The 25,325-nt window shown below is 46.3% G+C and carries 24 protein-coding genes; 9 read left to right on the top strand and 15 right to left on the bottom strand.

What is annotated here, in order from left to right:
• Nucleotides 1-54: 54 nt before the first annotated feature.
• Nucleotides 55-615: a hypothetical protein gene (locus K2Q26_05290; GenBank protein MBY0314910.1), complete on the top strand. Its 561-nt coding sequence runs from the start codon at nt 55-57 to the stop codon at nt 613-615.
• Between the two features lie 63 nt (nt 616-678).
• On the opposite strand, the gene K2Q26_05285 is transcribed toward K2Q26_05290, so the two are convergent.
• Nucleotides 679-1,527, bottom strand: a complete 849-nt coding sequence (locus K2Q26_05285) for a hypothetical protein (GenBank protein MBY0314909.1) — start codon at nt 1,525-1,527, stop codon at nt 679-681.
• A 132-nt stretch (nt 1,528-1,659) separates the two neighbouring features.
• Here K2Q26_05285 and K2Q26_05280 point away from each other — a divergent pair, with 132 nt between their 5' ends.
• From K2Q26_05280 to K2Q26_05265, 4 genes are all read left to right on the top strand, one after another.
• The gene (locus K2Q26_05280; protein ID MBY0314908.1) at nt 1,660-2,841 is read left to right on the top strand and encodes an acetyl-CoA C-acetyltransferase; all 1,182 of its coding nucleotides are present in this window, start codon (nt 1,660-1,662) and stop codon (nt 2,839-2,841) included.
• A 21-nt stretch (nt 2,842-2,862) separates the two neighbouring features.
• Nucleotides 2,863-3,558, top strand: a complete 696-nt coding sequence (locus K2Q26_05275) for a CoA transferase subunit A (protein ID MBY0314907.1) — start codon at nt 2,863-2,865, stop codon at nt 3,556-3,558.
• Between the two features lie 8 nt (nt 3,559-3,566).
• Entirely contained in the window at nt 3,567-4,223 is a 657-nt protein-coding gene (locus tag K2Q26_05270; GenBank protein ID MBY0314906.1) for a 3-oxoacid CoA-transferase subunit B, read from the top strand.
• A gap of 262 nt (nt 4,224-4,485) precedes the next feature.
• Nucleotides 4,486-5,211 carry a hypothetical protein gene (locus K2Q26_05265; protein MBY0314905.1) on the top strand — a complete coding sequence of 242 codons (726 nt, stop codon included), beginning with the start codon at nt 4,486-4,488 and terminating at the stop codon, nt 5,209-5,211.
• 84 nt (nt 5,212-5,295) lie between these two features.
• On the opposite strand, the gene K2Q26_05260 is transcribed toward K2Q26_05265, so the two are convergent.
• Complete coding sequence (locus K2Q26_05260) at nt 5,296-6,372, bottom strand: hypothetical protein (GenBank protein MBY0314904.1); 1,077 nt, start codon at nt 6,370-6,372, stop codon at nt 5,296-5,298.
• Entirely contained in the window at nt 6,365-7,369 is a 1,005-nt protein-coding gene (locus tag K2Q26_05255) for a glycosyltransferase (protein ID MBY0314903.1), read from the bottom strand. The genes K2Q26_05260 and K2Q26_05255 overlap by 8 nt, the downstream gene beginning before the upstream one ends.
• Before the next feature lie 193 nt (nt 7,370-7,562).
• Here K2Q26_05255 and K2Q26_05250 point away from each other — a divergent pair, with 193 nt between their 5' ends.
• Entirely contained in the window at nt 7,563-9,284 is a 1,722-nt protein-coding gene (locus K2Q26_05250) for a hypothetical protein (protein ID MBY0314902.1), read from the top strand.
• Between the two features lie 111 nt (nt 9,285-9,395).
• On the opposite strand, the gene K2Q26_05245 is transcribed toward K2Q26_05250, so the two are convergent.
• From K2Q26_05245 to K2Q26_05215, 7 genes are all read right to left on the bottom strand, one after another.
• Nucleotides 9,396-9,833 (bottom strand): hypothetical protein, encoded by a 438-nt coding sequence (locus K2Q26_05245; GenBank protein ID MBY0314901.1) that lies wholly within the window; start codon nt 9,831-9,833, stop codon nt 9,396-9,398.
• A gap of 7 nt (nt 9,834-9,840) precedes the next feature.
• The gene (locus tag K2Q26_05240; GenBank protein MBY0314900.1) at nt 9,841-10,341 is read right to left on the bottom strand and encodes a M23 family metallopeptidase; all 501 of its coding nucleotides are present in this window, start codon (nt 10,339-10,341) and stop codon (nt 9,841-9,843) included.
• Nucleotides 10,338-11,993 (bottom strand): hypothetical protein, encoded by a 1,656-nt coding sequence (locus tag K2Q26_05235; GenBank protein ID MBY0314899.1) that lies wholly within the window; start codon nt 11,991-11,993, stop codon nt 10,338-10,340. The genes K2Q26_05240 and K2Q26_05235 overlap by 4 nt, the downstream gene beginning before the upstream one ends.
• A 78-nt stretch (nt 11,994-12,071) precedes the next feature.
• Nucleotides 12,072-12,812, bottom strand: coding sequence for a hypothetical protein (locus tag K2Q26_05230; protein MBY0314898.1), 741 nt, complete (start codon nt 12,810-12,812; stop codon nt 12,072-12,074).
• Nucleotides 12,812-13,486 carry an outer membrane protein assembly factor BamD gene (gene bamD / locus K2Q26_05225; protein ID MBY0314897.1) on the bottom strand — a complete coding sequence of 225 codons (675 nt, stop codon included), beginning with the start codon at nt 13,484-13,486 and terminating at the stop codon, nt 12,812-12,814. The genes K2Q26_05230 and bamD overlap by 1 nt, the downstream gene beginning before the upstream one ends.
• A 65-nt stretch (nt 13,487-13,551) precedes the next feature.
• Entirely contained in the window at nt 13,552-15,474 is a 1,923-nt protein-coding gene (locus tag K2Q26_05220; GenBank protein ID MBY0314896.1) for a GYF domain-containing protein, read from the bottom strand.
• The gene (locus K2Q26_05215) at nt 15,461-17,074 is read right to left on the bottom strand and encodes a ChaN family lipoprotein (GenBank protein ID MBY0314895.1); all 1,614 of its coding nucleotides are present in this window, start codon (nt 17,072-17,074) and stop codon (nt 15,461-15,463) included. Before K2Q26_05215 ends, K2Q26_05220 begins: the two co-directional genes overlap by 14 nt.
• A 26-nt stretch (nt 17,075-17,100) precedes the next feature.
• Between K2Q26_05215 and K2Q26_05210 the strand changes: the two genes are divergently transcribed.
• On the top strand, nt 17,101-18,306 hold the full coding sequence (locus K2Q26_05210) for a thioredoxin domain-containing protein (GenBank protein ID MBY0314894.1): 1,206 nt from the start codon (nt 17,101-17,103) through the stop codon (nt 18,304-18,306).
• A gap of 1 nt (nt 18,307) precedes the next feature.
• On the opposite strand, the gene K2Q26_05205 is transcribed toward K2Q26_05210, so the two are convergent.
• Nucleotides 18,308-18,889 carry a hypothetical protein gene (locus K2Q26_05205; protein MBY0314893.1) on the bottom strand — a complete coding sequence of 194 codons (582 nt, stop codon included), beginning with the start codon at nt 18,887-18,889 and terminating at the stop codon, nt 18,308-18,310.
• A 141-nt stretch (nt 18,890-19,030) separates the two neighbouring features.
• Between K2Q26_05205 and K2Q26_05200 the strand changes: the two genes are divergently transcribed.
• On the top strand, nt 19,031-20,119 hold the full coding sequence (locus K2Q26_05200) for a hypothetical protein (protein MBY0314892.1): 1,089 nt from the start codon (nt 19,031-19,033) through the stop codon (nt 20,117-20,119).
• Nucleotides 20,120-20,419: 300 nt separating this feature from the next.
• On the opposite strand, the gene K2Q26_05195 is transcribed toward K2Q26_05200, so the two are convergent.
• Nucleotides 20,420-20,776, bottom strand: coding sequence for an STAS domain-containing protein (locus K2Q26_05195; GenBank protein MBY0314891.1), 357 nt, complete (start codon nt 20,774-20,776; stop codon nt 20,420-20,422).
• Between the two features lie 278 nt (nt 20,777-21,054).
• On the opposite strand from K2Q26_05195, the gene lptD reads away from it, so the two are divergent.
• Nucleotides 21,055-23,310: an LPS assembly protein LptD gene (gene lptD, locus K2Q26_05190; GenBank protein ID MBY0314890.1), complete on the top strand. Its 2,256-nt coding sequence runs from the start codon at nt 21,055-21,057 to the stop codon at nt 23,308-23,310.
• On the opposite strand, the gene K2Q26_05185 is transcribed toward lptD, so the two are convergent.
• The 3 genes from K2Q26_05185 to K2Q26_05175 all read right to left on the bottom strand — a co-directional run bounded on the left by K2Q26_05185 (nt 23,288) and on the right by K2Q26_05175 (nt 25,130).
• The gene (locus K2Q26_05185; GenBank protein ID MBY0314889.1) at nt 23,288-24,196 is read right to left on the bottom strand and encodes a hypothetical protein; all 909 of its coding nucleotides are present in this window, start codon (nt 24,194-24,196) and stop codon (nt 23,288-23,290) included. The genes lptD and K2Q26_05185 overlap by 23 nt on opposite strands.
• 66 nt (nt 24,197-24,262) lie before the next feature.
• On the bottom strand, nt 24,263-24,535 hold the full coding sequence (locus K2Q26_05180; protein MBY0314888.1) for a YraN family protein: 273 nt from the start codon (nt 24,533-24,535) through the stop codon (nt 24,263-24,265).
• Nucleotides 24,536-24,557: 22 nt separating this feature from the next.
• The gene (locus K2Q26_05175; GenBank protein ID MBY0314887.1) at nt 24,558-25,130 is read right to left on the bottom strand and encodes a ribonuclease HII; all 573 of its coding nucleotides are present in this window, start codon (nt 25,128-25,130) and stop codon (nt 24,558-24,560) included.
• Nucleotides 25,131-25,325 lie beyond the last annotated feature (195 nt).

The raw sequence follows: 25,325 nt of genomic DNA, 5'->3' as shown, positions 1-25,325 counted from the left end.
TAAATAATCTACGTAGTTATAGCAACTGCAAAATTGAAGTCAATAAGGAGACTCATGGAATCCCGACTCAAAACCTCCACCAAATGGACGACGTTTCCCGAAGAACTGACCCGTCAGATCGAGGATGTCTTTAACGAATTTTTCGCCGAATATGATCTTCAAAAGGGCGTATTTAAAGCCCAGGGAGCCATCTTCCCGACCGAGATCGTTTTGCGCGTGGGACTTGCGGTTCCCAACCAACTTCGCCGGGACAATTTTGAGGTCTCCGTCGCCTACAACCCCGACAAAGAAAAAGCCACAGAGGTCATTCAACAGCTCTCCGACGCCTTAGGCATCATCTGGGAAGATCATCTGGAAGAAGAAGTTCCCCTCATTGAACTCCCGTTGTTATGGCAGCCCTACACCAAAAACTCTCCGATCCACTATCGCTACACTTCCGTGAATGCAGATCTAGAAAAAGAAGCCGATCTTTTGCTTCAGCAATACGACAAACAGTTGGTTTATGGTGAAGATACTCTAGAGGTAGAAAACGCCGACAAAGACTTCGTCGAAGAAATTTTACGAGGCGCCCATGAAGGTGCATCGACGTCCGAAGACGAAAATCCCCTGCATTAATTTGTAAGGGTTCAAGCGAGCTGTCAGGAATTCGGGATGGTGGCTTTGGACTATCGACGACGACTAAAAGTCGTCGTCGACGCGGTCTGTACCTTCGCCAGCCGCAGCGCCGGCGCTCATGCCGCGAACTTCTTCCATAAAATTCTCATCTTCAAACTCGTCGAGGTTGCTATTTTCGTCGATATCCAACTCTTGGATCGCGCCCATGAAATCGGCCTCAGTGTTTAAATCCTTGCGGATGAGTTCAAGAAACTTCAAAGGATAACGAGCTGTCAACTCTTCGATATACTGCTCGAGTTTTCCTTCGGAGAGAATCTTCTTACGGTTTTGGATTTTTTTCCAGAAAAACAAATAATGATAACGACAGTACCCCTCAACGACAGCGGGCTGATCGCAATCTTTCACCTTACAAAGTCGACGACCTTCGGCATCTGTGAGAATCAGCTCTTGCTGAACAACAGGCTTCGCCTCAACTTTGATTTCTTCTTCGACTTTGCCTTTGGTCTTTGCCGCTTTTGCATCCGCTTTGGAAGCCTTTGCGGACTTGGCATCGCCCTTGGTGTCCTTGGCGTCAGATTTCTTCGAATCTGCTTTGGAATCAACAGCAGCCGCGCCTTTTTTAGTCGGAAGTAATTGCGAAACTAAACTTTTAAGCGACTTAACGACCGATTTACCATCGCCTTTTCCTGCGGCACCTTTCGAGTCGGACTTTTTCGACTCCGCCTTGGAAACAGGCTTTTTCTCTGCTTTCTTTGGCGTGGCTTTAGCGGCGACTTTTTTAGCAGACTTCACATCCTGTTTTACAGGCTTTTTGGCCACTACGGGCGTCGCGGACTTTGCTGCTTTTTTAATAGGTTTTGCGGGTTTAGCCGCTTTTGCTGGTTTTTTCGCTTTCGGTTTACTTTTAGCCATGAAGTAGCTTTGATTCATCTCGTCTAGAGAGTCAATAGCATATACCACACATTATACTGCGCATCCTGTTCGCGTCTTTTCGTAGGGAGTTTTACCTGTTACACATGTTTCTTTCATCACGGGAGGGTTTTTATGAATCAGAGTTATATTTTAAGCGCACAACGTACACCCATCGGAAGTTTCCAAGGAGTTTTAGGCTCAGTTCCGGCACCACAACTGGGATCCACCGCAATTAAAAGCGCACTGAAAGCGGCGCATGTTCCGCCAGAGGACGTTCAAGAGGTGATCTTTGGCCAAGTTCTCACCGCCGGTGTCGGTCAGGCCCCCGCTCGCCAAGCAGCGCTCGGTGCGGGAATCCCCACCTCTGCCCCATGCATGACGATCAATAAAGTCTGCGGTTCAGGTTTAAAAACCGTGATGATGGCTAACGATAGCATTCGACTCGGATATGCCGACGTGGTTGTCGCTGGAGGACAAGAGAATATGACCCTCGCTCCTCACCTGATGGAGAACGCCCGCGCCGGATATCGCATGGGGAATGTGCAGATGACTGACTCCATGATCAAAGATGGACTGTGGGACCCCTACAATAATTTTCATATGGGTAACGCCGCCGAAATTTGCGTCAAAGAATACAAGTTCACTCGTGAAGAGCAAGACAAGTACGCCAAAGAAAGCTACGAGCTCGCCGCAAAAGCACAGGCCAGCGGAGCCTTTAAAAACGAAATCGCTCCGGTAGAAATTACTGTTAAAGATAAAACCAACGTTATCGATACCGATGAAGAGCCCACTAAGGTGAAGTACGATAAGATCCCTGGTCTTAAACCAGCGTTCGCCAAAGACGGTACAATCACAGCGGCCAATGCTTCAAAGATCAACGACGGAGCGGCCGCTGTGGTTCTCGCCTCTGAAAAATATGTCAAAAGTAAAAATTTAAAACCCATCGCTAAAATTGTCGGCCAAGGCACTTTTGCTCAAGATCCAAAGTGGTTCACGACCGCTCCGGTGAATGCCATTCGTAAAGCCTGCGAAGCCGCGAACCTCAAAGTCGAGCAGATTGATCTCTTTGAAATCAACGAAGCTTTTGCCGTTGTCACCATGGCGGCGATGAAAGACCTTAACATTCCTCGATCAAAGGTGAACGTGCATGGCGGTGCGATTGCTTTAGGTCACCCAATCGGTGGCTCGGGCGCACGCGTCCTTACGACACTTCTTCACGCCCTGAAAACTCACAATAAGAAGTATGGTTTAGCGACCCTTTGTATCGGTGGCGGCGAAGGCGTTGCTGTGATCGTCGAAAATCTTGCGGAATAATTTAAGTCGGACGGAGATATTATGATCAATAAAGTCTATCCTTCAGCAGAAAAAGCAATTGAAGGAATTCAAGACAACATGACCTTGCTCGTCGGGGGATTTGGTCTCTGCGGAATTCCCGAAAACTTAATATTGGCCTTAAAAAACTCGGGGGCCAAGGGGCTCACTTGCGTGTCCAACAACGCCGGAGTCGATGGCTTTGGACTGGGAATGCTGTTGGAGACTCGTCAGATCAAAAAAATGATCTCAAGCTACGTGGGTGAGAACAAGGAATTCGAGCGTCAGTTTTTGAGTCAAGAGCTCGAGGTGGAACTCACGCCTCAAGGCACTCTCGCGGAACGACTGCGCGCCGGAGGAGCTGGTATCCCCGCTTTTTTCACGCCGACGGGAGTGGGAACTCTCGTTGCCGAAGGAAAAGAAGTGCGCGAATTTGATGGACGAAAATACGTGATGGAACGCGGAATTCGCGGCGACTTTGCTTTAATCAAAGCGTGGAAGGCTGATCCTTTTGGGAATCTGGTCTTCCGTAAAACCGCTCGAAACTTTAATCCCATGATGGCCTCTGCGGGAAAAGTAACAATCGTCGAAGTAGAAGAGATCGTCGACTATGGTGATATCGATCCAGACCAAGTTCACACCCCTGGAATTTTTGTCCAAAGAATTATCAAGGGTGAAAAGTACGAAAAACGCATCGAACAACGAACAGTTTCAAAGTAGGAATTTGTATGCCTTTAACTAAAGAACAATTGGCTCAACGAGTGGCTCAAGAGATCGAAGATGGTTTTGTGGTGAATTTAGGAATCGGTATTCCCACGCTTGTGGCGAACTACATTCCTAAACACATGAGCGTTATGTTACAGAGCGAAAACGGACTTTTAGGGATTGGTCCTTTTCCCAAAGAAAACGAAGTCGATCCTGACTTAATCAATGCCGGAAAACAAACAGTGACTGCAGTTCCTGGAGCCAGCTACTTCTCGTCTTCCGAAAGTTTTGAGATGATTCGTGGGGGTCATGTCAATCTGACCGTTCTCGGTGCTATGCAAGTGGACGCTGAAGGATCTATCGCGAACTGGATGGTCCCAGGTAAAATGGTCAAAGGCATGGGCGGCGCGATGGACCTCGTGGCCGGCGCTCGCCGCGTGATCGTGGCCATGCAACACATGGATCGCTCCGGCGATAAGAAACTTTTAGACAAGTGCACCCTCCCCCTTACCGGCATCAATTGCATCGATATGGTGGTGAGCGATTTTGGCGTTTTTTCGATTAAAGATCGCAAATTTATTTTGCTTGAAAAAGCCCCCGACGTTTCTGTCGACGACATCATCAAGGGAACAGGCGCACCCGTGGTCGTCTCCCCTCAACTTAAAGAGATGAAGTTTTAATGAGATGTCATCCTTTGCGTTCGCTGAGGATGACGGGCCTGAAATCTTGTCGATTCTTTTAACAAAATATCTAAAATTCAGTGCATGAGATGGTCTAGCACCTGGCCCTCATTTTTTACTTTAGTGTTCAATTTTTTTTCGAAACGTCCAGTTTCCTCCTTGGAATAGTGCTTATAGCTCGTATAAAAGTCCTGAACACTATGGATTAAATCCTAGACCTCTCTCCGTCGATGAAAGTCTTGTAACCAACAAGAGGTCTATTATGAAATTCATCTATCTGATTCCGGTTGTTCTCCTTGCGGTCGCCTGTGGTAAGAATGGGAATGACCCCATAGATCAGACGACTCTCGCCTCCACGACGGACGAGATTCTTTCTGAGGCTGAAGAATCTGATCTCCATGTATTATCACCTGAGCAAGAAGAAGCCTTCGAGCAGGAACAACTCGAAAATGAAATCGTTGGCAAAGCTTATAAGTATAAGTTCCCTCAAACCATCTGGAAAGAATGTCTCGATGATGTGACTGGAAATTATAGTGGGTATAAATGCGCCAACACTCGCAAAATTTCTCAAATCCTGAAAACATTTATGATGACCCATATGCACAAGTGCGTGAACCGCGGCCTCGCAGCCCAAGGTGGTGGAAAAATGGCCGACTACCATATCGTCCACGCCGGAATCACGGGTGACCCACGACATTCTCCTAAAAGCTTACACGCCGAAAATCGTGCTATTGATATCAAATCCATGGAAGTCAAACTCGTTGGCGGTAAAGTGAAGAACTTCGTGTTTGCGGGCTCAGCCAACACCGCCTATTTTAATGCCTTTAGAAAGTGTTGGTCAGAAACTCTTCGGGACTTTAACAAATGTCCGAATGTGAAAAATGCCGGAACTATTGGTAAGGAAGATAAAAATCACAAGAACCACTTACACACTTCGGTGCCTTACTGTATCAGTGGCAAATACGGAGCCGGCTGGTTCCAAAAGTAAGCCAGGTTTTCGTCTTTGATTAAAAATAAAAAAAAAGGCAACCCTGTTGCCTTTTTTTTATTTTTAATCATCTTTAAATTTAATTTATTTAATGTCGGAGCAGCAGCGAAATCCCTCTTGATAGTAAGAGTGCTTATCTGTAGCGTAGTCATTAAAATGCTCGTAGGGCTGTCTTACTCGGCAATCATCGGGGTACTTCATTCCCCCACCCACTCGGGTCACGAAGAACGAACCTTTGCGTTCTGTGCGGTCGGTGTTTCCGACGGTCGCAAGGCCGCCCGGGGATCTTGGAAAGTTTGTCACCTCCGCCACGTTCCCATGCATATCGTAAACATCGTAAAAACTCTTACAGCGATGCTTAAAACCAGCAGGCCATGTGTTCGTCCCGCAAGTGGCGTAGTCCGACGGTTTTTTGTGACACGTGTTGGATTTTCCGATGGAGTTGAAGTATTCACTCGCTTTTCCGTTCTTCAAGTAGTCCGCAAAGTCAGGATCGTTGGCAGAGTACACACCGCAGAGCTCACGGGTGTCCTGAATATGAGCTAAAGCGGGATCGTGAGAAAACGCCCAGATCACCTGGCGAGAGTTATTATAGGCGCTCCGTCTTTGTTTGAGATCCGCAAGATCAAAGCGATAAGGATTTTTTTCGTCCGTAGACCCCGCACATGCGCCTTCCCACTCATGGGAATTACAGACTCGCTTGCCGATGGATTCACAAATCTTTTTCGCCGAGGACGCGGGCGTCCACACTACAGGATATTCACAAGGAATATTAGGAAATTCGAATTGATCAATACACACCTTTGCAGAAGAGATTTTGCCATCAGACCCCGGCACCGGAGACATCCACTTGCGCTTGCAAATTTTCTCGAATTCGGGATTCTGCTGAACGATTCCCGTTTTGATCACTTTTTCGATACAGGTCGCTCGACTGACAGGATGCCAAGAGTTATTAGTCCCTTGGACCGCCTCGAGATCCTCGGTCCCAATATTTCGGGTGAGGGAGGGCTCTGTGGTGATGATCACCTTTAGCGACTGCGTTTGCGTGGGCGTTAGCGCATGAGCTTCACTCACTTTATTCACAAACGCTTCGCTTTCTTTAGCGACGACATCGCCGGAAGCGCCGACGAGCAATACCAGACCGAGAATTATTTTATTCATTTTCATTTCCTTCAAAAGTTCGATTGCGAATTCTTCGATGCATTTTAATTGTATCTATCAACATTTTCGGGGCGTCGACGATGGGATTGACCGTCGAGCGGGCGTCGTCCACCCACTGGATGGGAATGGGCATCACTTCGAAGCCAAGTCGTGAGGACAACATCAGCGCTTCCACATCGAAGGCAAACCCGTTGGTTTCGATCAGATTAAAAACTTTTTGCGCCGCCGGAGCCGAGAACATCTTAAATCCGCACTGAGTATCGCAAATCCCTTTAAGACCCACTGTAGATAGTGTGGTGGTCGTTATAAAACGAAATACGGAGCCAATCACTTGCCGGCGAAACGACTGTTTTTGAGTGACATCACTCTCCTTATGGTGTCGATCACCGATAAAAACATCCACATTTTGGTTCTTGTAGGCGCTGGCTAAGATATTAAAGACTTCAGGAAGTGGCGTAGAAAGATCGGCATCCATAAAAAGAATGTAGGCGCCGTTCGCTTCGAGCATTCCTTGCTTCACGGCATATCCCTTCCCGCGCTGGACAGGATGGGGAAAGACTTTAAAAATTGGACTTTGCCCCACCGCTTGCTGGGTCACCTCAACCGTGTTGTCAGGCGATTTTTCGATACGAATCATAACTTCCACGGGAAATGGAAATACCTCAAAAAAATCTTTAATCCGCTGGACACTTCGAGGTAAACGAGCCGCTTCCTTGTAAGCTGGAATAACGATGGTCAATGCGGGGGAATCCGAAGTCGCCCCAAGTTGGCCCACCAACTGAAGAGAGTCATTGTAGTTATCAAAAACCTGTTGAGCCCGCTCGGGCGCGCTGTAGGTCGGATATTCAACTCTGAGGAACGCGTGCGAGGACTTGTTGGAGACCCATCTTGAATGGGCAAATAAGTCTAAACAGATATTGGCTTGCGCCGTTGCCAATGAACCTAGCGAAAGCGCCAGCATCAGTATAAAGATGCGTAAGTGTTTAAAAGACCCCACGAGACCCTCTTTTCTTTCCCTTTGTATATTGAGTGTGGAGGTAGCAGGTCGCAGCAATGAGAGGCAGATCAAAGCGTCCTTTTGAAATTTTTTTCCACATTTTCATAAAAAATTCCACAGTCTTACCGTCTGTTGTCATAAATCACTCACTGGCTTAGGTTCCCGCTAAATCTTTAAATAAAGAGGGAGTGTCATGATCACTACAATTTTGTCTGCAGTTCTATTTTCGCTAGCTGCAAATGCACAGGGAAATCAGAGAATTGAAAACTGGAGAACGGCCCCAGATGTCGTAGCCTTTCAAACTTTTTCTGAGACAATCACAAAAACTGTAACTTTGGCTCCCGGCAAAACAGCTGATGTCCAACTCATTAGTCTGAATAAAGAAATCAACTCCTGGTTTATTCTTAAAGCTAAATTTGGAAGACAAGAGTACATTTATAATTTCGAAAACAATTTACCTTCGTCTCAAAAAATAACCTTAGCCAACAACGGCGAGCTGACGATAACAACAAAAGAGGGCGAACAAAACTGTAACGTTCTCGGAACTCAGGTCACCGACGGTGACTTTGATAAGGCGGTTCGCACCCGTAGCCCCTACACGATGATCTGCGAATTCCGACTTTCTGTTAAAACTCAACAGGACGGGAATCGCTCGACGTTCGAAAATCTTGTGAACGGCATTCGCAGCACAGGTGGCATCGGTGAGTCGTTTCTCGATTGGGTGAAAGAGAATCAATACAACGAGGCCGATCAGGTTTTTGGAACGGAAGATAAAAACGCGACCGATTCCCACGCCGGAGCCGAAGCCCCTACCGCAGCATTAGTGAGCAGTCGTGTTGCCATTAAAAATCACGGTCTCTCTGTAAAGAGCAAAGAAGACAATCAGTCTATGGTGGCTGGTCAGTGGTACGAGGCCAAGAATTACGAAAACGTTTACGTGAGCGTCATGCGCCCCAATCTCGTGAAAGAGGACATTCTTAGATCTTACCCCGAGCGCGTCAGTTCTCTAGATGGATCTGGCAGCAATTCCCGCGGAGAAAGCGGTGCTCTCGCCGTGTTTATGGCCATGGATCTTTCGAAGTACCTCGTGGCTTTTGATAATGGTTCTGAGCATCCTGGCACAGGCTGGTCTCCTCGCCCATCGGGAATTCGTCGCGGAAATGACGACAGAAACGGTCCTGATGGCTTCAATACGCTCGCACCATTGGCGTTTCCTGGTGTTCTTAACCCCAAGGATCTTCCGGCAGTCATTGGGACTTTTGCGGGAGGATTCCAGCGCAAACACGCAGCCTTTAAGAGCGGTGATTTGACATCGTTTAATAAAGGGCACCATTACGGTGTGATGGAAAAAGGTGTGATCATGAGCACCATCGTTCCCAACCTATCTTCGTTAATTACTTATAAAGACGGCACCGTCGACATTAAAACGTGGACCTTAGCTGACAACGCCAATCTCGATAAGATCAAAGACATTCGCCAAAACGGAGTGCCTCTCATTGAAGACGGAGTTCCAGGTCGCTACGTCAATAATTGGGGCGCCGGGAACTGGTCTGGAAACGCCGATGCTCAACTGAGAACTCCAAGAACTGCGGCATGTATCGTCGAAAACAATGGACGTCGCTTCCTTCTTATTAGTTATTTCTCAGGACACTCCCCGAGTGCGATGACTCGCGTCTTGCAGTCCTATCAGTGCAAAAATGCGATTCATCTGGATATGAACTCTCCTCGTTTTGCGTATGCGGCTCTCTTCACACGGAACGACCGAGGATTATTTGATATTGAGACTCTGCACTCCTCCATGGCCGGAGAAAGCGTCAGCGGGCAAGGTGAAAAAGCTCCACGCTCGATCATCCAGCCGACGTACAAAGACTTCTTCTACATTATGAAGAAAAACGTTTGGCGCCAAAACCAGTAAGGAAAAGTTACGGCATCCACTTTCCGCCGGTTCGATTCCCAAACGCAAAAGGCCATAAAACACCTAATGTTTTATGGCCTTTTGCGTTTGGGAATCGAACCGGCGTACGTTTTACTTCTTCTTAGAATTGGGCCGGCGATCATTCCCCGGAGTCTCATTCGCGTCTTCAATCTGCGCCACGTGATTCACGTCCTTACGGCAATTTGTGCGAACACCTTCATCAAAATCAAAAAGGACCTGGGCCCCTTCGATGCGACGAATATCGTCGATGACGCGAAATCCAGCCTCGTACTTCGCTATGATATAGAGTTGTTCCTCGGGAACATTTTTCTGTAAATTGTCGGTGATGCACCGACAAATATCGGCCGCTCCCACGGCGCTCTCTTTGTGAAGTTTTTCTTTTAAAATCCGTGCCTGCTCGGTCTCAACGCATTTGCGAAGAATCGCCTGAATTGAAGTTTCACCGGCCCGAGGCGTGTACACACGGTCCGCTTTTTGTTTTGCCGAAGCGATCGATAAAGATAATAACAAAGCTAGAATCATATTCATCCTTTTCCTATTGGCCCGTCGTTGTTGTGTCCCTCAGCATGTGGTCGTAACCGCCCTGTTGAGACGGCTGGCCTCTCCGTCCACGAGTTCCAGAACCTCGAACTTCTCCTCCGAGAGGATAAAGTGGACTGCACGACTCGTAATGAACAACCGCGGTGCTTTGAGACAACGACACCCGTCCAGTACGGCCAGCTAAGCCAAGAATAGTTCCAGGGGACACACGCTGCCCGGGGGAAACGCTCATCGAGCTAAAGTGAGCATAAATTTCGCGACAACGTCCCTTGTCCACCGCTACGGTTTTACCATAACCAGGACGAGATCCGACAAGGCTCACCGTTCCCGCGCTGCGCGAAGGAACCGGAGTTCCATGGGCTGTTGGATAATCATATCCATCATGAGTTCGACTGGGACCGCGACTTGGCCTCTGATTAAAAATACTCGCAAATGCGACGCTAACGCCACTAAAAAGTAAACATAAGAGAAAACCTTTTCCTAAACGTTTCTTCACGCGTACTTCCCTTTAGAAGGAGTTGAGTTTAGGAGCTTAACGTTCTCTTCCTGCCTCGAGTTGAGACGCTTTAGATTTTCATTGTAGGACTGCTCAATTTTTTTTAGGCGATATTCAAACTGAGCTTGTCGGTTTTCCGTTTCGGAATCTTTCATGCGAGCCTGCTCAGTTAACTTCGCTTGGCCCTTGTTATGGATTTCATTGAGATGGTCGGCATATTCGTTTCTCAATTGAGCCACGGAGGATTCGTATTGAGATCGCATTTTATCCATTTCGCTTTGATGTTTTATTTGCATTTCCCCAAATTGGTTTTCGTAATGCTTTCTCATCGTATCACGCTCTTGGAAATGCTCACCCCGTTCATTTTCGATCACTCGTTTAAACTCTTCGCGCAAACTTGCGACGTTTCTCCCATGAGCACGTTCAAGTTCTGCACGATCACGAGCATAATCTTCCTGAACTTTTTTAAATCTCATATCGGACATGGCATGTTTATGCTGATTGTCTTTACTCATTTTACGTTCGAGGCGCGCCACATTGGCGTCGTGATGGTCCGACTCTTGATCCATCTTCTGCTTAAAGTAATCGTGTGCGTCTTTCACACGCGCTTCAGCCTGTTGCCGAGTCAACTCGGATTGATTGGCGCGAATTTCATTATGTGTTTTTAGGTTTGCGGAGCGCTGCTCGGTTAATAGATCGACATTATCTTGATAAGCAATCTTGACGTTTTCGATTTCACGATTCTTTGCTCTCTCACTCTTCTGAATATCCCGAATGTTCTTGTCTTGAAGATCTTGAATCTTATATTGCAAATGATCGATCTGTTTTGCATTACGACCAATCTCGAGATCTTCGCGAGCTTTTTCGAGTGCCTTACGTTCTTTTTCGAGCGCTTTCATATGTTGCTGCTTCTCACGCGCTACACCCTCTTGGCTCAGCTCACGCATCTCATCGAGCTTCTCTTGGGTAAGTCGATCTTTCCGCATCAACTGCTGCTGATAATCCTCGCGGAGACTACTGATCTCATGTTCTTTTTTTCGCTCTTGCTTTTTAATCTCCTGCTCTTTAAACGCGCGATAGTCATCGTACTCATTAACGACCTTTGCCTTTTCTTCGTGCAGTGTTTTTCTAACGACGTCTTTTTTGTTCGAAGTTTCGTTTTGATGTCGAGCTCGCATCTCATCCATCTCTTGTTTCGTTTTTTGCTGGTAGCGAGTCATGGTCTCTGCGGTCGTATCCTGCTGACTTTCGAGGGCTTTGGCGTGAGCTCTCTCTCGTTCACTCAATTTACTTTTGTACATTCCCTCATTGCGCTCGCTATTGTCCTCGTAGGCTTTCTTGTAGTTTTTCTCTTCGATGGCTTGACGCGAAAGTTGATCTTTAATTTGCTTGCTATGAAGCTGCTTCATCTTTTCGACATCTCGCGTGTAGCGCATATCATTTTTACTGATGGCAGTTTTCGTCTCATCACGTCGTTCGGCCTCGCGTTGTGCATTCTGCTCACTGATTTTCTTAACTTCAGTTTTGTGGGCCGAAGAGAGCTTTTCTTTTTCTTTGGTGTGATTCGTTTTAGTTTCTTCTTCGCGCTTTTGATAGTATTCACGAAGCTTCTTTAACTCGTCGTACGGATCATTACCATTGATCGATGACACTTTTTCCTCCATGAAAAAGACGCTGTATTCCAGTATTTAAGCGGAAATAAAGCTCCTTTTAAGAATATCATAGGAGGGCTATTCTAGACTGTTTTTTTGACGATATATGCGACGAAAGTACTTCTCGAGGCGCGACCTAAGTTCAGCATTAAACTCGGCCTTTTGCATGCGCTCTTTTTCGCTCGCAATTTTTCGCTCAACGATCTTTTGGTGAAGCTGCGAAGCTTGAGCCGAGGCTTTAGTTAAGACGTGGGCCAATTGATTTACGGTCGCTTTAAAATCCATGTCATCGTAGGGAAATACTCGGTCTAAAGACTGGAGATGATCCTCCATTGAAATTGAAGTGGGAATTGTCTGATGGGCAGCGCCTGTCGCATAGGACACAGTACCTAGCTTCATTTCGAAACCTTTGACGAGAAGTTGCGAACTTTCGCTCCCCTTACCGGTGACTAAAAGATTGTCCCCTAGAGCGCGAATCATCGCGTGATCATTTTTAACCTCGACCCAAACTTCGCCAGATCCTGTCGGCATCACATTTCCATAGGGGGTACGAATTTCTACGGGCTGATCAAAATGAAACCAAACATAACCATATCCTAAAAAAATATGGTCCTTTTGAATCTCTAAAAGAGTTTTCGGTGAAGTATAGAATTTGTTCTTTACCCAAGGAACCATCACTTTATCATGTGATAAGACTTTGCAGATCTCACCGTCGTGCAGCGGCTGCTTAAGACATCCCTTAGGCATGGAACTGTAATTTGCGAAAGCAGAATTTTGAAGAAGCAAAACCAAAAAGAGGAGGCCAAAGAACGGTCTCATTATAAACCCATCTCTGCCATTTTCTTTTTAACCTCATCGCGAATATCCGCTTCGTCGAAAGACGACATCACAATTTGATAAGTATCCAAGGCCTCATTACGACGATCTTGCTCGCGATAAATATCCGCAAGTAAAATCATGGATTTCGCCGTCCAAATACTTTCTGGGAATTGCCGGATCATTCTCTCGGCCCATTCCATCGATTCCTGTTTGTTTTTCGTCTCGTAAAATGCCTTCACGAGATAGTAAGAAGCTTCGAGACTAGAAACCGACTCGGGATATTTCGAAATTAAATCGGTCAAAGGCTGAATCGACTGCTCGTATTTTTTATCTAAAAAAAGCTCTTTGCCGCTCTTGAGAGCCATACGTGAAAGTGATTCTTCACTTTTAGGAAACGAAGAATGAGGAATAACACTCGCAAGTTCCCTGGCTTCGATTTCGACTTTATTATGCTTGTCTCTGGGAATATAAAGAGCAACATTCTGTTGAAAATCTTTAAAGCGGGCTTGCAAACTCAATCGCTTAATTTTTTCTTCGGTGGCATTGCGCGAAGCCATTTTTAAACGATTCTCAATTCCTGCACGCGTTGCGAATGCAAGTTCTCCACGCCAAAGCGCAAAGCAACACACCAGTGTGATAAAAGAACATACGATGGCAATCACTCTCGAACTCATACCCATTTTATCGGTAAAAGCTCAAATAAGCTTAAGGGTTTAGCTCTTAAATTCCACTGATTTCTTTAGGGATTGAGCTTCTTTGCTTTTTCGCTAATATCTCTAAATTTTCCGATCACGTCAGCCATATTTAGGTCGCGGCTAGGGCCTCGACCTCCGACCAGGCTACCGTTCATTTCTTCACCCCGGCGAAGCATTTCTTTAAAATTATTTTTCAACGCCGTCATGGTGTCAGGAAACATGTAATCCCCTTTAAAGCTTGTCCGCTTGAGATCCTGCGGAATACCGGCTTTCACCTGAGTCTTCCACTTCTTAAATTCTGCATTCCAGGAGTCTGCATTCCTCTGCTTTTTGTAAACGGCTTCTATGCTTGCTGCGAACTTTACACCTTTAAGGGATGTGTAATAAATTAACTTTTGATCGCGATTAAAATAGTATGAGCGCTCTTTTATTCCGAGTTTAGAGACATCCTCAGCTTCTGGGTCTCTCTTTAAATTTTCGTTGGCCATGAGATCCTCACCGGAAGTTTTGGCAGTGACCGGCGAAGGGGTCGACGTCGGCTGTTGAGCCACGGTGCCCGCTGAAGGAGATGGGTTCTGAACTTGGGGCTCTGCAGGAACGGGTGGAGGCAGACCCTCACTGGGCGGGGGTAACTGATTTGTGGCCTGCTGCGACTCCACTGGCACATCGGGGTAAATCTCCTCTGTTGCCACTGAGTTTCTGGATTTAGAAAACTTATTTTTAGCGAAAACACCGAAAACCATAACTCCGGCAACCACCAGGGCGACGCTTAGGCCTGTGGCGACCTGGTTCCACAATCTCGACATCTTTTCAAGCTTGTCCGCGGTGGGAATATCCACCACAACTTTATCTTTGGAAGAGTCTCGCTTGGGCTTCTCCGTCATCATCGGAGCGTTTGTGACAGTTTCCTCTTTCGATTTGCGTGCAACCTCTCGCGCTTTAACTGCAGCGGCGGCTTCGGCCTCCTCTGCCTTGATCTGCGCAGTGGATTTTAACTTTTCGGCACTGGCGTCGGCCGCCTCTTTCTCCGCCGCAAGTTTTACTGCAGCCGCGATCATTGCGGCTTCGCTCTCCTTCGCGGCTTTTTCCATGGCCAACTTTTCTTGAACCTCTTTTTCTTTCGCAGCTTCTCTGGCCGCCCGAGCTCGGGCCTCTTTTTCGAGAATCTCTTTTTGGGCTTGAGCTTCTTTTTCGGAAGCCTCTTGCTTTAAACGCTCTTTTTCGGCTTTTTCTCTTCGCTGAGCTTCTTTGGACGCAGCGGCAGCTTGCTTGGCCTGGAATTCATTATCCACCGCCTCTTGCTCCGCCTTTCGAGCGGCAGCCTCTTTCTCTTTTTTCTTTTGAAGCAGAGGATCTTGTTGGGTCGGCTCTTCTAAGATTTCAACTTTCGGCTTTCGCTTAAGAATCCAACTCGGTTGAGCGAGATCTTCGCCTTTCGCTTCTTCTGGGATCTGCTCTGGCTCCGTTTCCTCAATGGTCGCTGGCGAAAACTTTTTAATCGGGGCTGGCGAAGAATTGATGATCTCGTGTTTCGGCAACTGATAGAGCGAAAGATCCACTTCCACAGACGACGTCAAAGGTTTTTCAAACTCATCAATCTTTCCAAGAGGAACCCATGCTTTAAACCCGTCACGCCAAACATGATCACTAAATTTTATTTTACCGTTTTCGATCAGCTGTAGAATTTGCTCCGCATTGAACGGCCCCACTTGCTCAAAACTCTGCTTACCGTCCACTTCGTGACTTCGCAGGACCACCCATTCCGCATCGACCTTAACATCATTCTTTCCGAGCTGTTCTGTGATCTCGGTAAAGTGTTCAAGCGGATACCACTGCCCCTCACCTTCCTTAAAAACAAGACTCACCAAAGTGAGCTCACCCTTGTTCAATTTAAGGATCAGTTCTTGAGAAGTCATCGGACCTTTGGCAGCGCCAAAGCTTTCGTAATACCACTTACTGTCTTGCATGGGGATCTCCTAGTTCCATGCTATCAAGATCTTTGACCCGTTGATAATAGAAAGTGTCGAAATTTTCCTGATTCACAGGAGAACTGAGCCATTCCATGATCTTGGATCGGGACAAACGTCCAGCTCGATAGTTCGTAAATACTTTTTCACCCAGAATCGCCCCAAGAATTTGCGCTGCCTTAAGGTAACTCACGGTTTGTTTTGCACGTAATCTTCGCTTCTCGTTCGCCCTTCCATAGGTCGCAACGAGTTCATACATTTTCTGATCTAAGGCAATTTTCAGCGATTCTTCCCCCGAATCACGAGGCGAGAAGGCCGCTAGCTGTTTTTTTAAGTCATTCAAATTAAGGGCTTTGCGGTGAGGATTAACGGTTTTACTTAAAAAGAAAGCCATGGCTTCTATCCAGATCTGGCGAGTGAAATCTTTCGGCAAATCCCAAAAATTTTGATCTCGTCGACTTAATCCGCCGTGCACAATGAGTCCCGCCAAATGAGACGCATAATTCACAGTTCCCCTCGCTAAATAAGCAGTACCGGTTTCGCGCCAATAAAAACTCACGTCTGCGGCTACGATTTTTTCGGCTAAGGAAAACTCATCACGCCCGAGTTTGTCAGCCAACAAATCAAGAAATTCCTCATCATTAAAGGAGTAGACGTGCTCAATAGAATCCGCTTTTTTATGATCAACACCGAGATCCGAGGTCATGAGCCTCATCAGGGAGGACACAGTTTCGGCATAATTAAAATGTCGATCTTCCTCATCGATGGACTTATCGAGAGTTTCTTCAAGAAACAGAAGATAGCTCTGCCATTTGACCCAAGGCGGAGAATCGACGACGCAATACTCTCGCGAGTTAAACTTGAGCACGGTCCCCGAGCGATCTAAGCCCTTCTTGATTAATTGGAAATAAATTTTTTCAGGATTGAGAAAGACCGTAAGTCCTTTAAATTTAGACTTCGTCAGTCGGTCGACATCTTTAGGCAAGTGCTCTTTGGCCACATGAAGGTCGCCATAAACAACATAGACCAAGTCTTCCGGGGCTTTTTCCCGAAGCACCTTCGCTAAAATCTTCGCCGCATGAAGATCTCGTGCGCGCAAGGATTTGCCGGTGCGTTGGCTAAAAATAATATTGAGCCCGCGACACTCTCCCCCCTGCTTTTTTACCAGATCAAAAAGTGGCTTATAGTGCTCCCACGGAAACCCCCAAGAGCTACTCCACTGAGCTTTTTTAAGAAATAGTTCCTCGCTAATATTACCCTTCAAATAGCTATCGATGTTTCTCTGAGCGTTGGAAGTGAAACACTCGAGGCAAAGCCAAACTTTCCTTTGCTCGGAGATTGTCCTTAGAAGCCTGAGATGGACTCGCTGAGCCTGCGAAAACGCATGAAAATCTCCTCCATAGACAATGTCGACTCCTTGAATTTGATCCTGAAGTTCCTCGGTGTCGGACAGCTGCCAACGGGTTCGCTCTATGTTCTTTTTATAGGCAAGTGCGTAACGCCGAAGATCTTTAGGCTCCTCAGTCAGATAAAGCTGCACCTGACTTTTGATTTTATTTAGAATTTCTTGACGAAGCCGTAAGCTGTTCTTTAGTGTCACAGTATCAAGATTAGAAAAGAGAGAGCATGCGTACAACAAAAATTACCAACCCTTCAAGTCTTACTTTAATAATCAGTCTCGCCCTTGCTGCGGGAGTTCACTTCTATCTTGCTCGCCTGCATTTGGTGACCAAATACAGTATGGAAGCTGGCGATCAGATGTGTAACGTCTCGAGCACTATCAACTGTAACGCTGCGATTTCGAGTAGCTACTCCGAATTGTTTGGAATCCCCATCGCATTTTTCGGGATTATGACGGCACTGGTCGCTTTGTTTTTTACCCTGAAGTACTTCCTCCTTAGCTCTTCCGACGAAGCTCGTTCTAACGACGGAACTATTGTTCTTAGCTTAACGGGTATCGCTGTGCTTGCCAGTATAGTGATGGCCACCATTTCGCTTGTCATATTAAAAACTCTTTGCCCCTTCTGTACGGCCGCTTATGTTCTTTCGTTTCTTTCTATCATTTCGGCGCTCATGATTTTCCCACGCAAAAATATATTTACACCGGCGGCCTATCGCTCACTCGCGATCGTTGGATTTATCGTTTTTGCATTGAGTTTCGCCTCCGGCAAAATCTCGATTAATAAATACGAGAATCGGGAAGCTCGCGAAATGTACGACCTGATCATTAGCACATGGAAACAAACACCCGAAACTCAAATCGAAGTCTTCTCCCCTATCCGTAAGGGCGCTGAGGGAGCTAAGATGCAAATTATTGAGTACGCCGATTTCCTCTGCGGTCACTGCATGGTGGCGTCTGCAAAGATCGATACCTTCCTCAAGGGGAACCCCGACGTCGAATTTATATTTCAAGCCTTCCCATTGGATGGCTGCGAAAAAGTGAATGGATCCTATGGAAAAAGTTGCGAACTGGCGCTGTTCTCGTACTGCGCCAATCAACAAGGGAGCGGTTATGAAACTAACGAAGCTCTTTTTCATCGCCAAGCGCTGCTTTACAAGGACCCCGTATCTGATCTCGCTAAAGAGGGTTTAAGCCCCGTTCTCGCCGAAGTTGTTCGCTCTCGGTTCCTAGATGGTGAAAAAATCGTTTCTTGTCTTAAAGATCCTCAAACCTATGAAGCGATGGTGAAACAAAAAGAATACGCTTCGAAAACTTTAAAAATCAATTCCACTCCTACAATTTTCATTAATAAAAGATTAACAAAAGGCGCTGCGAATTTATCAATTCTGCAGGCGATTCATGGTGAAGTGCTTTTAGAAGATGTGAAGTAATCTACTCGGGCCAGAAGTATTCTTGAATACTATCCCAAGGTAGATCTTTGATCTCTGGCCATAGATATGCAACCAAGCAAGCGACAAACAGCCCGACCACGCTAAAATAAAGCGATACAATAATATATACTGAGGATCCCAAATCCTTGGCGCGAATTCCTTTTTCTATTTTTTCGATGATGATGATGCATTTTTTTAAATCCATAAAATGCTCGGCGATGCGATCGCCGAGCTCTTTTTGTTTGGATTTATTGATGTGCGGAGAAAGGCCAATCTCTTTTTTAGTTTTAATGGCGAGCACTAGACTTTTAGCGTGCTCGATGTAGCGCGAAGATTTCTCCGTGAATTCCGGATAACCCTCAATTCCCATCGCCGTGCTGTCGAGCTCGGAGAGAGCCCGCTCATAGTTCCCCTGAACAACACAGTTTAAAACCATAAAGCCAAAGGAAACTCGAGACTTGGGGCCCTCTTCGTTAAGAAGTTCTTCCAGTCTTTTCTCAAGGTTTTTAAAGGCCAAGAGTTTTTTTCCTGAACCCTTTGTCGTTCCTTTTTGTGTTTCTTTGGTCAATAAAACATTCGCCATCGGTCACTTATCGGCGATTTACGGAGAAAATTTAAGAGCCGCGTCAGCAGAAAGAATTACTTATAGACACACCGCCTTAAGGCCTGACACAATATTCCTACTGGTCATTCGATCAGTACAAGTCATTATCACGGAGGATCTATGACTGAGACCGAGTTTGAAAAGAACGAATTTGTACCTATTCCTTTACCTTCCCAAATTCCAGAACCTCCCGACTTATCCAAAGTTCCATTGAGTGTGATTCACTCCGCCACGGTAGAGACTTTGCTGTCTCAAACTGAAGATCTCATGGCTCGCCTCAAGGTGCAAATCCGCAGAAACGCGGTCCTTGAGCGACGTGCTTTAGATTTCGAAGACAAAACCGTTCAGCTTGAAAAACAGATGCAAACCCTTCAACAGCAAAACGAAATCTTCATTGAGAAGGATCAAACTCAATCGGAAAAGGTGCGCGATCTCCAAACTCAACTTGAATCTTCAAATCGAGAATTGAGCCTTTTAGAGCTCCGCTATAACGAGACTTTTGCGCTGGGGCAAAAAAAGGAATCCGAAGCCAACAAGATGATGACAGATCTGAATGCGCAGATCACGGAACTGAAAAAACTCATTCCTCTCGAGCAGGAAAATATTAAAATTCGCGACGAAAACAATTATTTTAAGAGCAAAATCGACGAACTCTGCACCTATATTCAACGCAAGGAAGAGGACCTCTTAGCTCTTAAAAATCAGCTCACAGCTAAAACCGATGGTATTACCGCTTTAGAAGAAACCATTAAAAAGTTAAAAACTCAGGTCGATTTCAACCAGAAGGTCATTGAAGAAAAAGCCGAGTTAGAAAACGCTTTGATCGTCAAAGAGCGCGAAAAAGAGCACGCCGTGAAGGAGATCCATCAGACATTAGCTCAACAAAACCAAGAGCTCCAAAACCTGCGTGCGGCCTATAAGGCCATCACCCAGGAAAGACATCACGCGGGCACTCAACTCCAAACTTTGGAAGCCACAGCGGCGTCTTTACAACGAGACAACAACGAACTCGAAAAGCAAGTCGAAAACCTGCAAAATCTTTGGTACAAACTTCAGGGCGAATTCGAAAAAGAGAAAACAAAAAATACCGCTCTTAACAAACTCAACCGCGAGCTCGCGCTCCAACTGCATCATAAGATCGCCGCCACCGGAACCGAAGACGAATACTTTAAAAAGTTCCTTTTGCAAAATCACGACATGGAACCCTAGTTGAATCTCCTAGCGACAGTGGTCCCTAGGAATTATTCTCGATGTCTCCTTCCGTGGAGGCCTTACGCGCGGGGCATCCTTGCCCCTTGGGCTTTCTGTTTGTGTGAGATTTTTTTGGGGATGAGATCAAAATAGAAAATCTGGCTTAGTTCGGCTTGACCGGACGCCAAGACGACAACCCTCTCATGGATGGATAGATCCGCTCAAACTCATCGTTGGATGTGAATGCGAGGGACGGTGAAGTGCCACAAACCACTTCTTCACTTACGACGAAAGCAGTAAATGGTTTGGACTATGTCTTTAAGAAACCTGGGGCTCTGATTTTTGAAGTGCGCTGATAGCGCCTTGTTCGTCGGTGTAGATTTCGACGTCGCGAAGCGGACTAGCTTTAAAGATTTTCTGGAATTCCGAACTGACTTTGCAGAATTTGACTTCGATATTGTTCTGATCGCAGATGTCATTTAACGTTTCGACGAACGGAAGAATTCCGTTGGAACCCACAAAATTTAAGCCTTCAAGATTAAAGACAACTTTTTTTCCCGATTTATTAAAAGACTTCATGCAGGCATCTCGAAAAGGCTGAGCCGTTTCGAAATCAATAAAACCTTTAAGATTAACGACAACAACACCATTCTTATGGTTCACTTTAGCTTGCATTATTTCCCCCCGGATAAATCACAGTATATCATTCTGGTGCGCGTTTTCAAAAAAACCAGCGCCCTCCACTTTACTATGGTCTTAATTCGAGCTGGGTGTCTCAATTTGAGAAAGTCTAGACTAGGCTTGGTCCTGTCTGATTATAAATTGAGCAAAGGTGGAAAGAACACCCAACCTTCATTTTAAAAAATTTATCCTCTCAGCGAACTAAAAGCTGCGCGTCGGGCGACGACGTTTATACCCAAAACCTCATAAATTAGGTACGCTTGTGTCACTTCATGAAGGCCCTACTCTCATTCCTTTTTTCAGTCATTTTACTCAGCTCCGCACACGGTGCACCGTCGCTGACCAAGAATCCCAGTCAGAAGATCCTGATTAATGCCGATTTTATGGAGAGAGATAACGAAAAAGGCATTTCCATTTTGCGAGACAATGTCCAGGTGGTGTTCGATCAAAACTACATTTCTTGCAACGAGGCGATCGTATTGTGGTCCAAAAACGAAGTCATCGCGGTCGGCAATGTTTTAATGAAGTCCGGCAAATCGACCATTCAAGCCGATAAAATCGTTTATAATTTTGAGAATGAAAAAGGTCACATCTACGGTGGCGTGATCCTCTCCGGGCAAATTCTCTTGCAGGGCGAGTACATCGAAAAAACCGGGCCCGATAAATTTATAGTAAATGATGCGTATCTCACGAGCTGTACCACATGTCCCACCTCGTGGAGTTTCACTGCAGATCGTATCGATGCCACGATGGAGGGTTATGCCTTTATCTCCAACCCATGGCTGAACTTTCTTGAGTTTCCCACACTCTATATGCCCTACCTTATCGTACCTCTTAAAAACGAGAGACAAACGGGCGTATTGACCCCATCTTTTGGACAAACCAATCGAGATGGACTCTCTTTGGATCTCCCTTTCTTTTGGGCCATCAATCGCAGTCAGGATTTAACGCTCACTCCTCGCTATCTCTCGCGACGAGGAGTTCAGTTGCTCACAAACTATCGCTACATGCTCTCGGAAAAATCCAGCGGAGAATTCAATGGAGGTTGGCTTAGGGATAAAGTCAGCGGCAATCGAACGCGATGGTTCACCACCTATTCTCACTATTTCGATTTACCAAATGACTACATCCAGCGCACTACCGTGAACCTGACTTCGGATGTGGACTACGTCAAAGATTTCCAATACCACTTTAACTTCGTCGGTGAATCCGCTCTCGACACGCGAACCTCGATCACTAAGAATCATGCTGGATATCACTTGAGCTTAGATACAAGTTATTATCTCAGCTTGATTCAGAACTCGATCGACGAGAGTAAGGAAAACTCGGTCCATCGCTTACCGGAGATTCGTTTTTCCATCACCGACAAGAGACTTTTCCAATCGTTCCCTTTGTATTTTAAATTCGATTCGCAATACATTAACCTGGCCCGCTCCGGAAATGGTTTCGATACACTTCAACCGGATGGCTCCTACAGCGCTAATCTCAGTAACGGAATTTTTAATCCCAATAATGACAAGGTTCGTACCGGTCAGCGTTTAGATTTACAGCCTCACTTGTACGCGACGTTTCGGCTTTTTGGCAATCGAGTGGACTTTACACCCTTCTTATCTTATCGCCACACGCAATATCTTTTAGGAGCTCAATCGGATCTGAATCCCGCGACGACCCCTCCCATTGTGGACGAATTTGATATTTTTCCTCGCCGTAGTTATGCCACCTACGGCGTAAACACATCCACCGAATTTAGCCGTGTTTACACGACCGAAGGAAAGACGTCCTTTCGACACTCGATCATTCCGGAACTGAGCTTTCAAGCTATTCCTCAACTGAATCAGACCAATCACCCTTTCTTCGGTAGTCAGGATCAGATTCCGTTCTTCCTAGAGACGCAGCCTCTACAGAATCAGGATCTCACTCTCGCGGGACGAGGCTTACAATTTGATTACGAAGATCGCGTGATTGGACGAAGACTATTGAACTTAGCGATCTCCAACCGCATTGTGACTAAGAACGAATGGAATAGTTACGATCAAGCTTTTCTCTTTCGAGTCTCTCAAGCCTACGACATGCAAGAGGCCGATAAACCCAATGGAATTCCATGGCAAGATATTCGTACGTTCACTTCCGTGCGCTGGAGAGGCATCGACAGTATCACCGAGACTTTCACATTTCCTAATCACAAGGTGACCAACGTCACAACGAGACTGAGAACCTCTTTGACCGAAGCGACCTTTGCCGAAGTGATCTATTCCAACTATCTCAATATCCCCGCTCGCCCTATCGATGTTAAGTTTAATGAGCGTCGTGAGAGCGCCTTCTTAAGTGCCGGGGCCAATGTTTCCTACATTACAATCTCAGGCAATATTCAATACTCATTTGTTGAGTCTGAATTTAAGAGCTGGTTGATTAGTACCGCGCTGACGCCTCCGGGGCGTTGTTGGAACTTTAATTTGGATCTCTTTAAGGTTCTCGATGCTGACAACTTCGGTACGAAGGTGGGCTTTAATTTTCTTTTTGGAAGCTAATAAACGTCAACTCGTGTTTGTTGGCGCACAGGTGGACTAATTTTCCACCCGGAATCTTTTCGAATTTACGAATCGACTCCCAGTCCGTCTCCCCTTTAAATTTAAGAGTGCAAATAAAGTTTTTGACCCCGCGCTCACGCCAGGTCATCACCAAGTCATACAGATCTTTGGGATAACAGATAATATCGCTAAATATCCACTGAGGATTTCCGAGTTCGACCTCGGTCATTTTGAACGCATCTTTTTTGAGATAAGTAACATTATCCATGGCCATGACTTTGGGATCCAGCGCCGCTTTATCGACCGCCGTTACCTTACAGTCCATCTGCGCGAGGACCCATGTCCAACCTCCAGGACAGGCGCCAAGATCCACAACGTATTCGCCGGCGTTCGGACCTACTTTCCATCGAGTGATGGCTTCCCACAATTTGAGATACGCCCGTGACGGCGGCTCTTTTGTTTCTACAAACTGAAACTCTCCGAGGGGGACTGGTGTATCGATCTTCCGGCAGACCACCATCTCATTTTTTTCAATCAAACTCCAGAAGCCCCAGCTTTGCTCAGGAATGTCTTGTAAAAATTTAAATTGAGGAATTTTATAGCGGAAGACTTTTTCTTGAATCAGTTCGGCGCGACGGTGCTCTCGCGACGACAACGAACACCAACGCTTTTGCATCGAGAGCAAATGCTCTGCTCCGTCGGAGATGGATTCAAACTTGTGAAGGTAGGGATCAGCGCCCACAAACTGCGCCCAGAGAGGGCGTTCTTTAAAGCCAGAGTAAACGACAAACTCGGTATACTCTTGCACGACATGGCCACCGCGCTGCTGGATCTCGCGCAGGAGTTCGTCTTTTTGCTCAGGAAAGGCTTTGGCTAAAAATTGCATAGGATTCGCCTAAAATCTAACACTAGAAAAATAGGAATGTGAGGAAAAAGAAAAGCCTTAGAATTATTATGTTACCAAGAAGCTCTGAATCCCTCCAAGATCCGAAGGCACGACCACAAGGCTCAGCTCCGTGGGGACTCGGTAGTAGTTTTCGAACCACGCTCGAGCCCTGAGGAGTCGTTGCTTCTGCGAAGCCGAAAGTCGGTGCGAGAGATGATCAAAACTTGCAAGAGTTTTGACTTCGACCAGAGTCACAACACCGTCTTTAGTTACGATGAGATCGACCTCCACGTGACAAATTTTTCGACGATGATAGAGCAATGAATATCCCTCGCCCAAAAGAAATTGGGCGGCTTCAATTTCACAAAGCAGGGCTTGGCGAAGGTGCGAGGCGGACGTGCTCGCGTACGCCAGCAAAAGTGACTCTATGCTCTGCACAGGGCCCATGCTCTGCAATTTTCTGGCGATGCAGTTCCGTTGCATAACCTTTGTGAATTTCGAAACCATACTGTGGGTATTGTTGAGCGAGTTCCATTAATCTGCGATCGCGCATCACCTTTGCAACAATTGAAGCGGCGGCAATCGGCATCGCTCGCAATTCACCTTTAATCAAAGCTTCTTGCGGGAATTGAACTCCAGGAATCTTAAACTTCCCGTCGACCAAAATTAATTGAGCCTCGCGCTGCAAGCCCTCCACGGCTCGCTTCATCGCGAGCAAGGAGGCTTGCAGGATATTTATCCTTTCGATCTCTTGAGCCGTTGCAATCCCGCAGGACCACAGGCATTTCTCTTGGATGACTTCAAAGAGCTCACTCCGCTTCTCGGAATTTAAAAGTTTAGAATCGGTCAGACCAGGAATTTTTAAATCGATGGGAACGATGACTGCACCCGCGTAGACCGGTCCCGCCAGACACCCGCGACCCGCCTCATCCACGCCAATGACGGCCCCTTTAATCACGCGCCAATTGTAATTACGAAGTTTCGCCAAGATGATTCCCCTGAATTAAAGAATGGCGCTTTTTCAAAAGAGTTTCAATCTTAAAAGGTTCCAGCTCCCTGCGTGCACTTTTCCACAACTGGTGTGGAAAAGTGCACGCAGGGAGCTGGAACCTTCATACCCTTTTGATTC

This window comes from Bdellovibrionales bacterium, from assembly GCA_019750295.1.
Lineage (GTDB): Bacteria > Bdellovibrionota > Bdellovibrionia > Bdellovibrionales > JAGQZY01 > JAIEOS01.
This window is presented reverse-complemented; position numbering and strand designations above follow the sequence as displayed.

What these genes read in the sequence shown, in the direction of transcription:
- K2Q26_05290 (MBY0314910.1), top strand. Translation starts at nt 55, where the DNA reads ATGGAATCCCGACTCAAAACCTCCACCAAATGGACGACGTTTCCCGAA.
- K2Q26_05285 (MBY0314909.1), bottom strand. Translation starts at nt 1,527, where the DNA reads ATGGCTAAAAGTAAACCGAAAGCGAAAAAACCAGCAAAAGCGGCTAAA.
- K2Q26_05280 (MBY0314908.1), top strand. Translation starts at nt 1,660, where the DNA reads ATGAATCAGAGTTATATTTTAAGCGCACAACGTACACCCATCGGAAGT.
- K2Q26_05275 (MBY0314907.1), top strand. Translation starts at nt 2,863, where the DNA reads ATGATCAATAAAGTCTATCCTTCAGCAGAAAAAGCAATTGAAGGAATT.
- K2Q26_05270 (MBY0314906.1), top strand. Translation starts at nt 3,567, where the DNA reads ATGCCTTTAACTAAAGAACAATTGGCTCAACGAGTGGCTCAAGAGATC.
- K2Q26_05265 (MBY0314905.1), top strand. Translation starts at nt 4,486, where the DNA reads ATGAAATTCATCTATCTGATTCCGGTTGTTCTCCTTGCGGTCGCCTGT.
- K2Q26_05260 (MBY0314904.1), bottom strand. Translation starts at nt 6,372, where the DNA reads ATGAATAAAATAATTCTCGGTCTGGTATTGCTCGTCGGCGCTTCCGGC.
- K2Q26_05250 (MBY0314902.1), top strand. Translation starts at nt 7,563, where the DNA reads ATGATCACTACAATTTTGTCTGCAGTTCTATTTTCGCTAGCTGCAAAT.
- K2Q26_05245 (MBY0314901.1), bottom strand. Translation starts at nt 9,833, where the DNA reads ATGAATATGATTCTAGCTTTGTTATTATCTTTATCGATCGCTTCGGCA.
- K2Q26_05230 (MBY0314898.1), bottom strand. Translation starts at nt 12,812, where the DNA reads ATGAGACCGTTCTTTGGCCTCCTCTTTTTGGTTTTGCTTCTTCAAAAT.
- bamD (MBY0314897.1), bottom strand. Translation starts at nt 13,486, where the DNA reads ATGAGTTCGAGAGTGATTGCCATCGTATGTTCTTTTATCACACTGGTG.
- K2Q26_05220 (MBY0314896.1), bottom strand. Translation starts at nt 15,474, where the DNA reads ATGCAAGACAGTAAGTGGTATTACGAAAGCTTTGGCGCTGCCAAAGGT.
- K2Q26_05210 (MBY0314894.1), top strand. Translation starts at nt 17,101, where the DNA reads ATGCGTACAACAAAAATTACCAACCCTTCAAGTCTTACTTTAATAATC.
- K2Q26_05205 (MBY0314893.1), bottom strand. Translation starts at nt 18,889, where the DNA reads ATGGCGAATGTTTTATTGACCAAAGAAACACAAAAAGGAACGACAAAG.
- K2Q26_05200 (MBY0314892.1), top strand. Translation starts at nt 19,031, where the DNA reads ATGACTGAGACCGAGTTTGAAAAGAACGAATTTGTACCTATTCCTTTA.
- K2Q26_05195 (MBY0314891.1), bottom strand. Translation starts at nt 20,776, where the DNA reads ATGCAAGCTAAAGTGAACCATAAGAATGGTGTTGTTGTCGTTAATCTT.
- lptD (MBY0314890.1), top strand. Translation starts at nt 21,055, where the DNA reads ATGAAGGCCCTACTCTCATTCCTTTTTTCAGTCATTTTACTCAGCTCC.
- K2Q26_05185 (MBY0314889.1), bottom strand. Translation starts at nt 24,196, where the DNA reads ATGCAATTTTTAGCCAAAGCCTTTCCTGAGCAAAAAGACGAACTCCTG.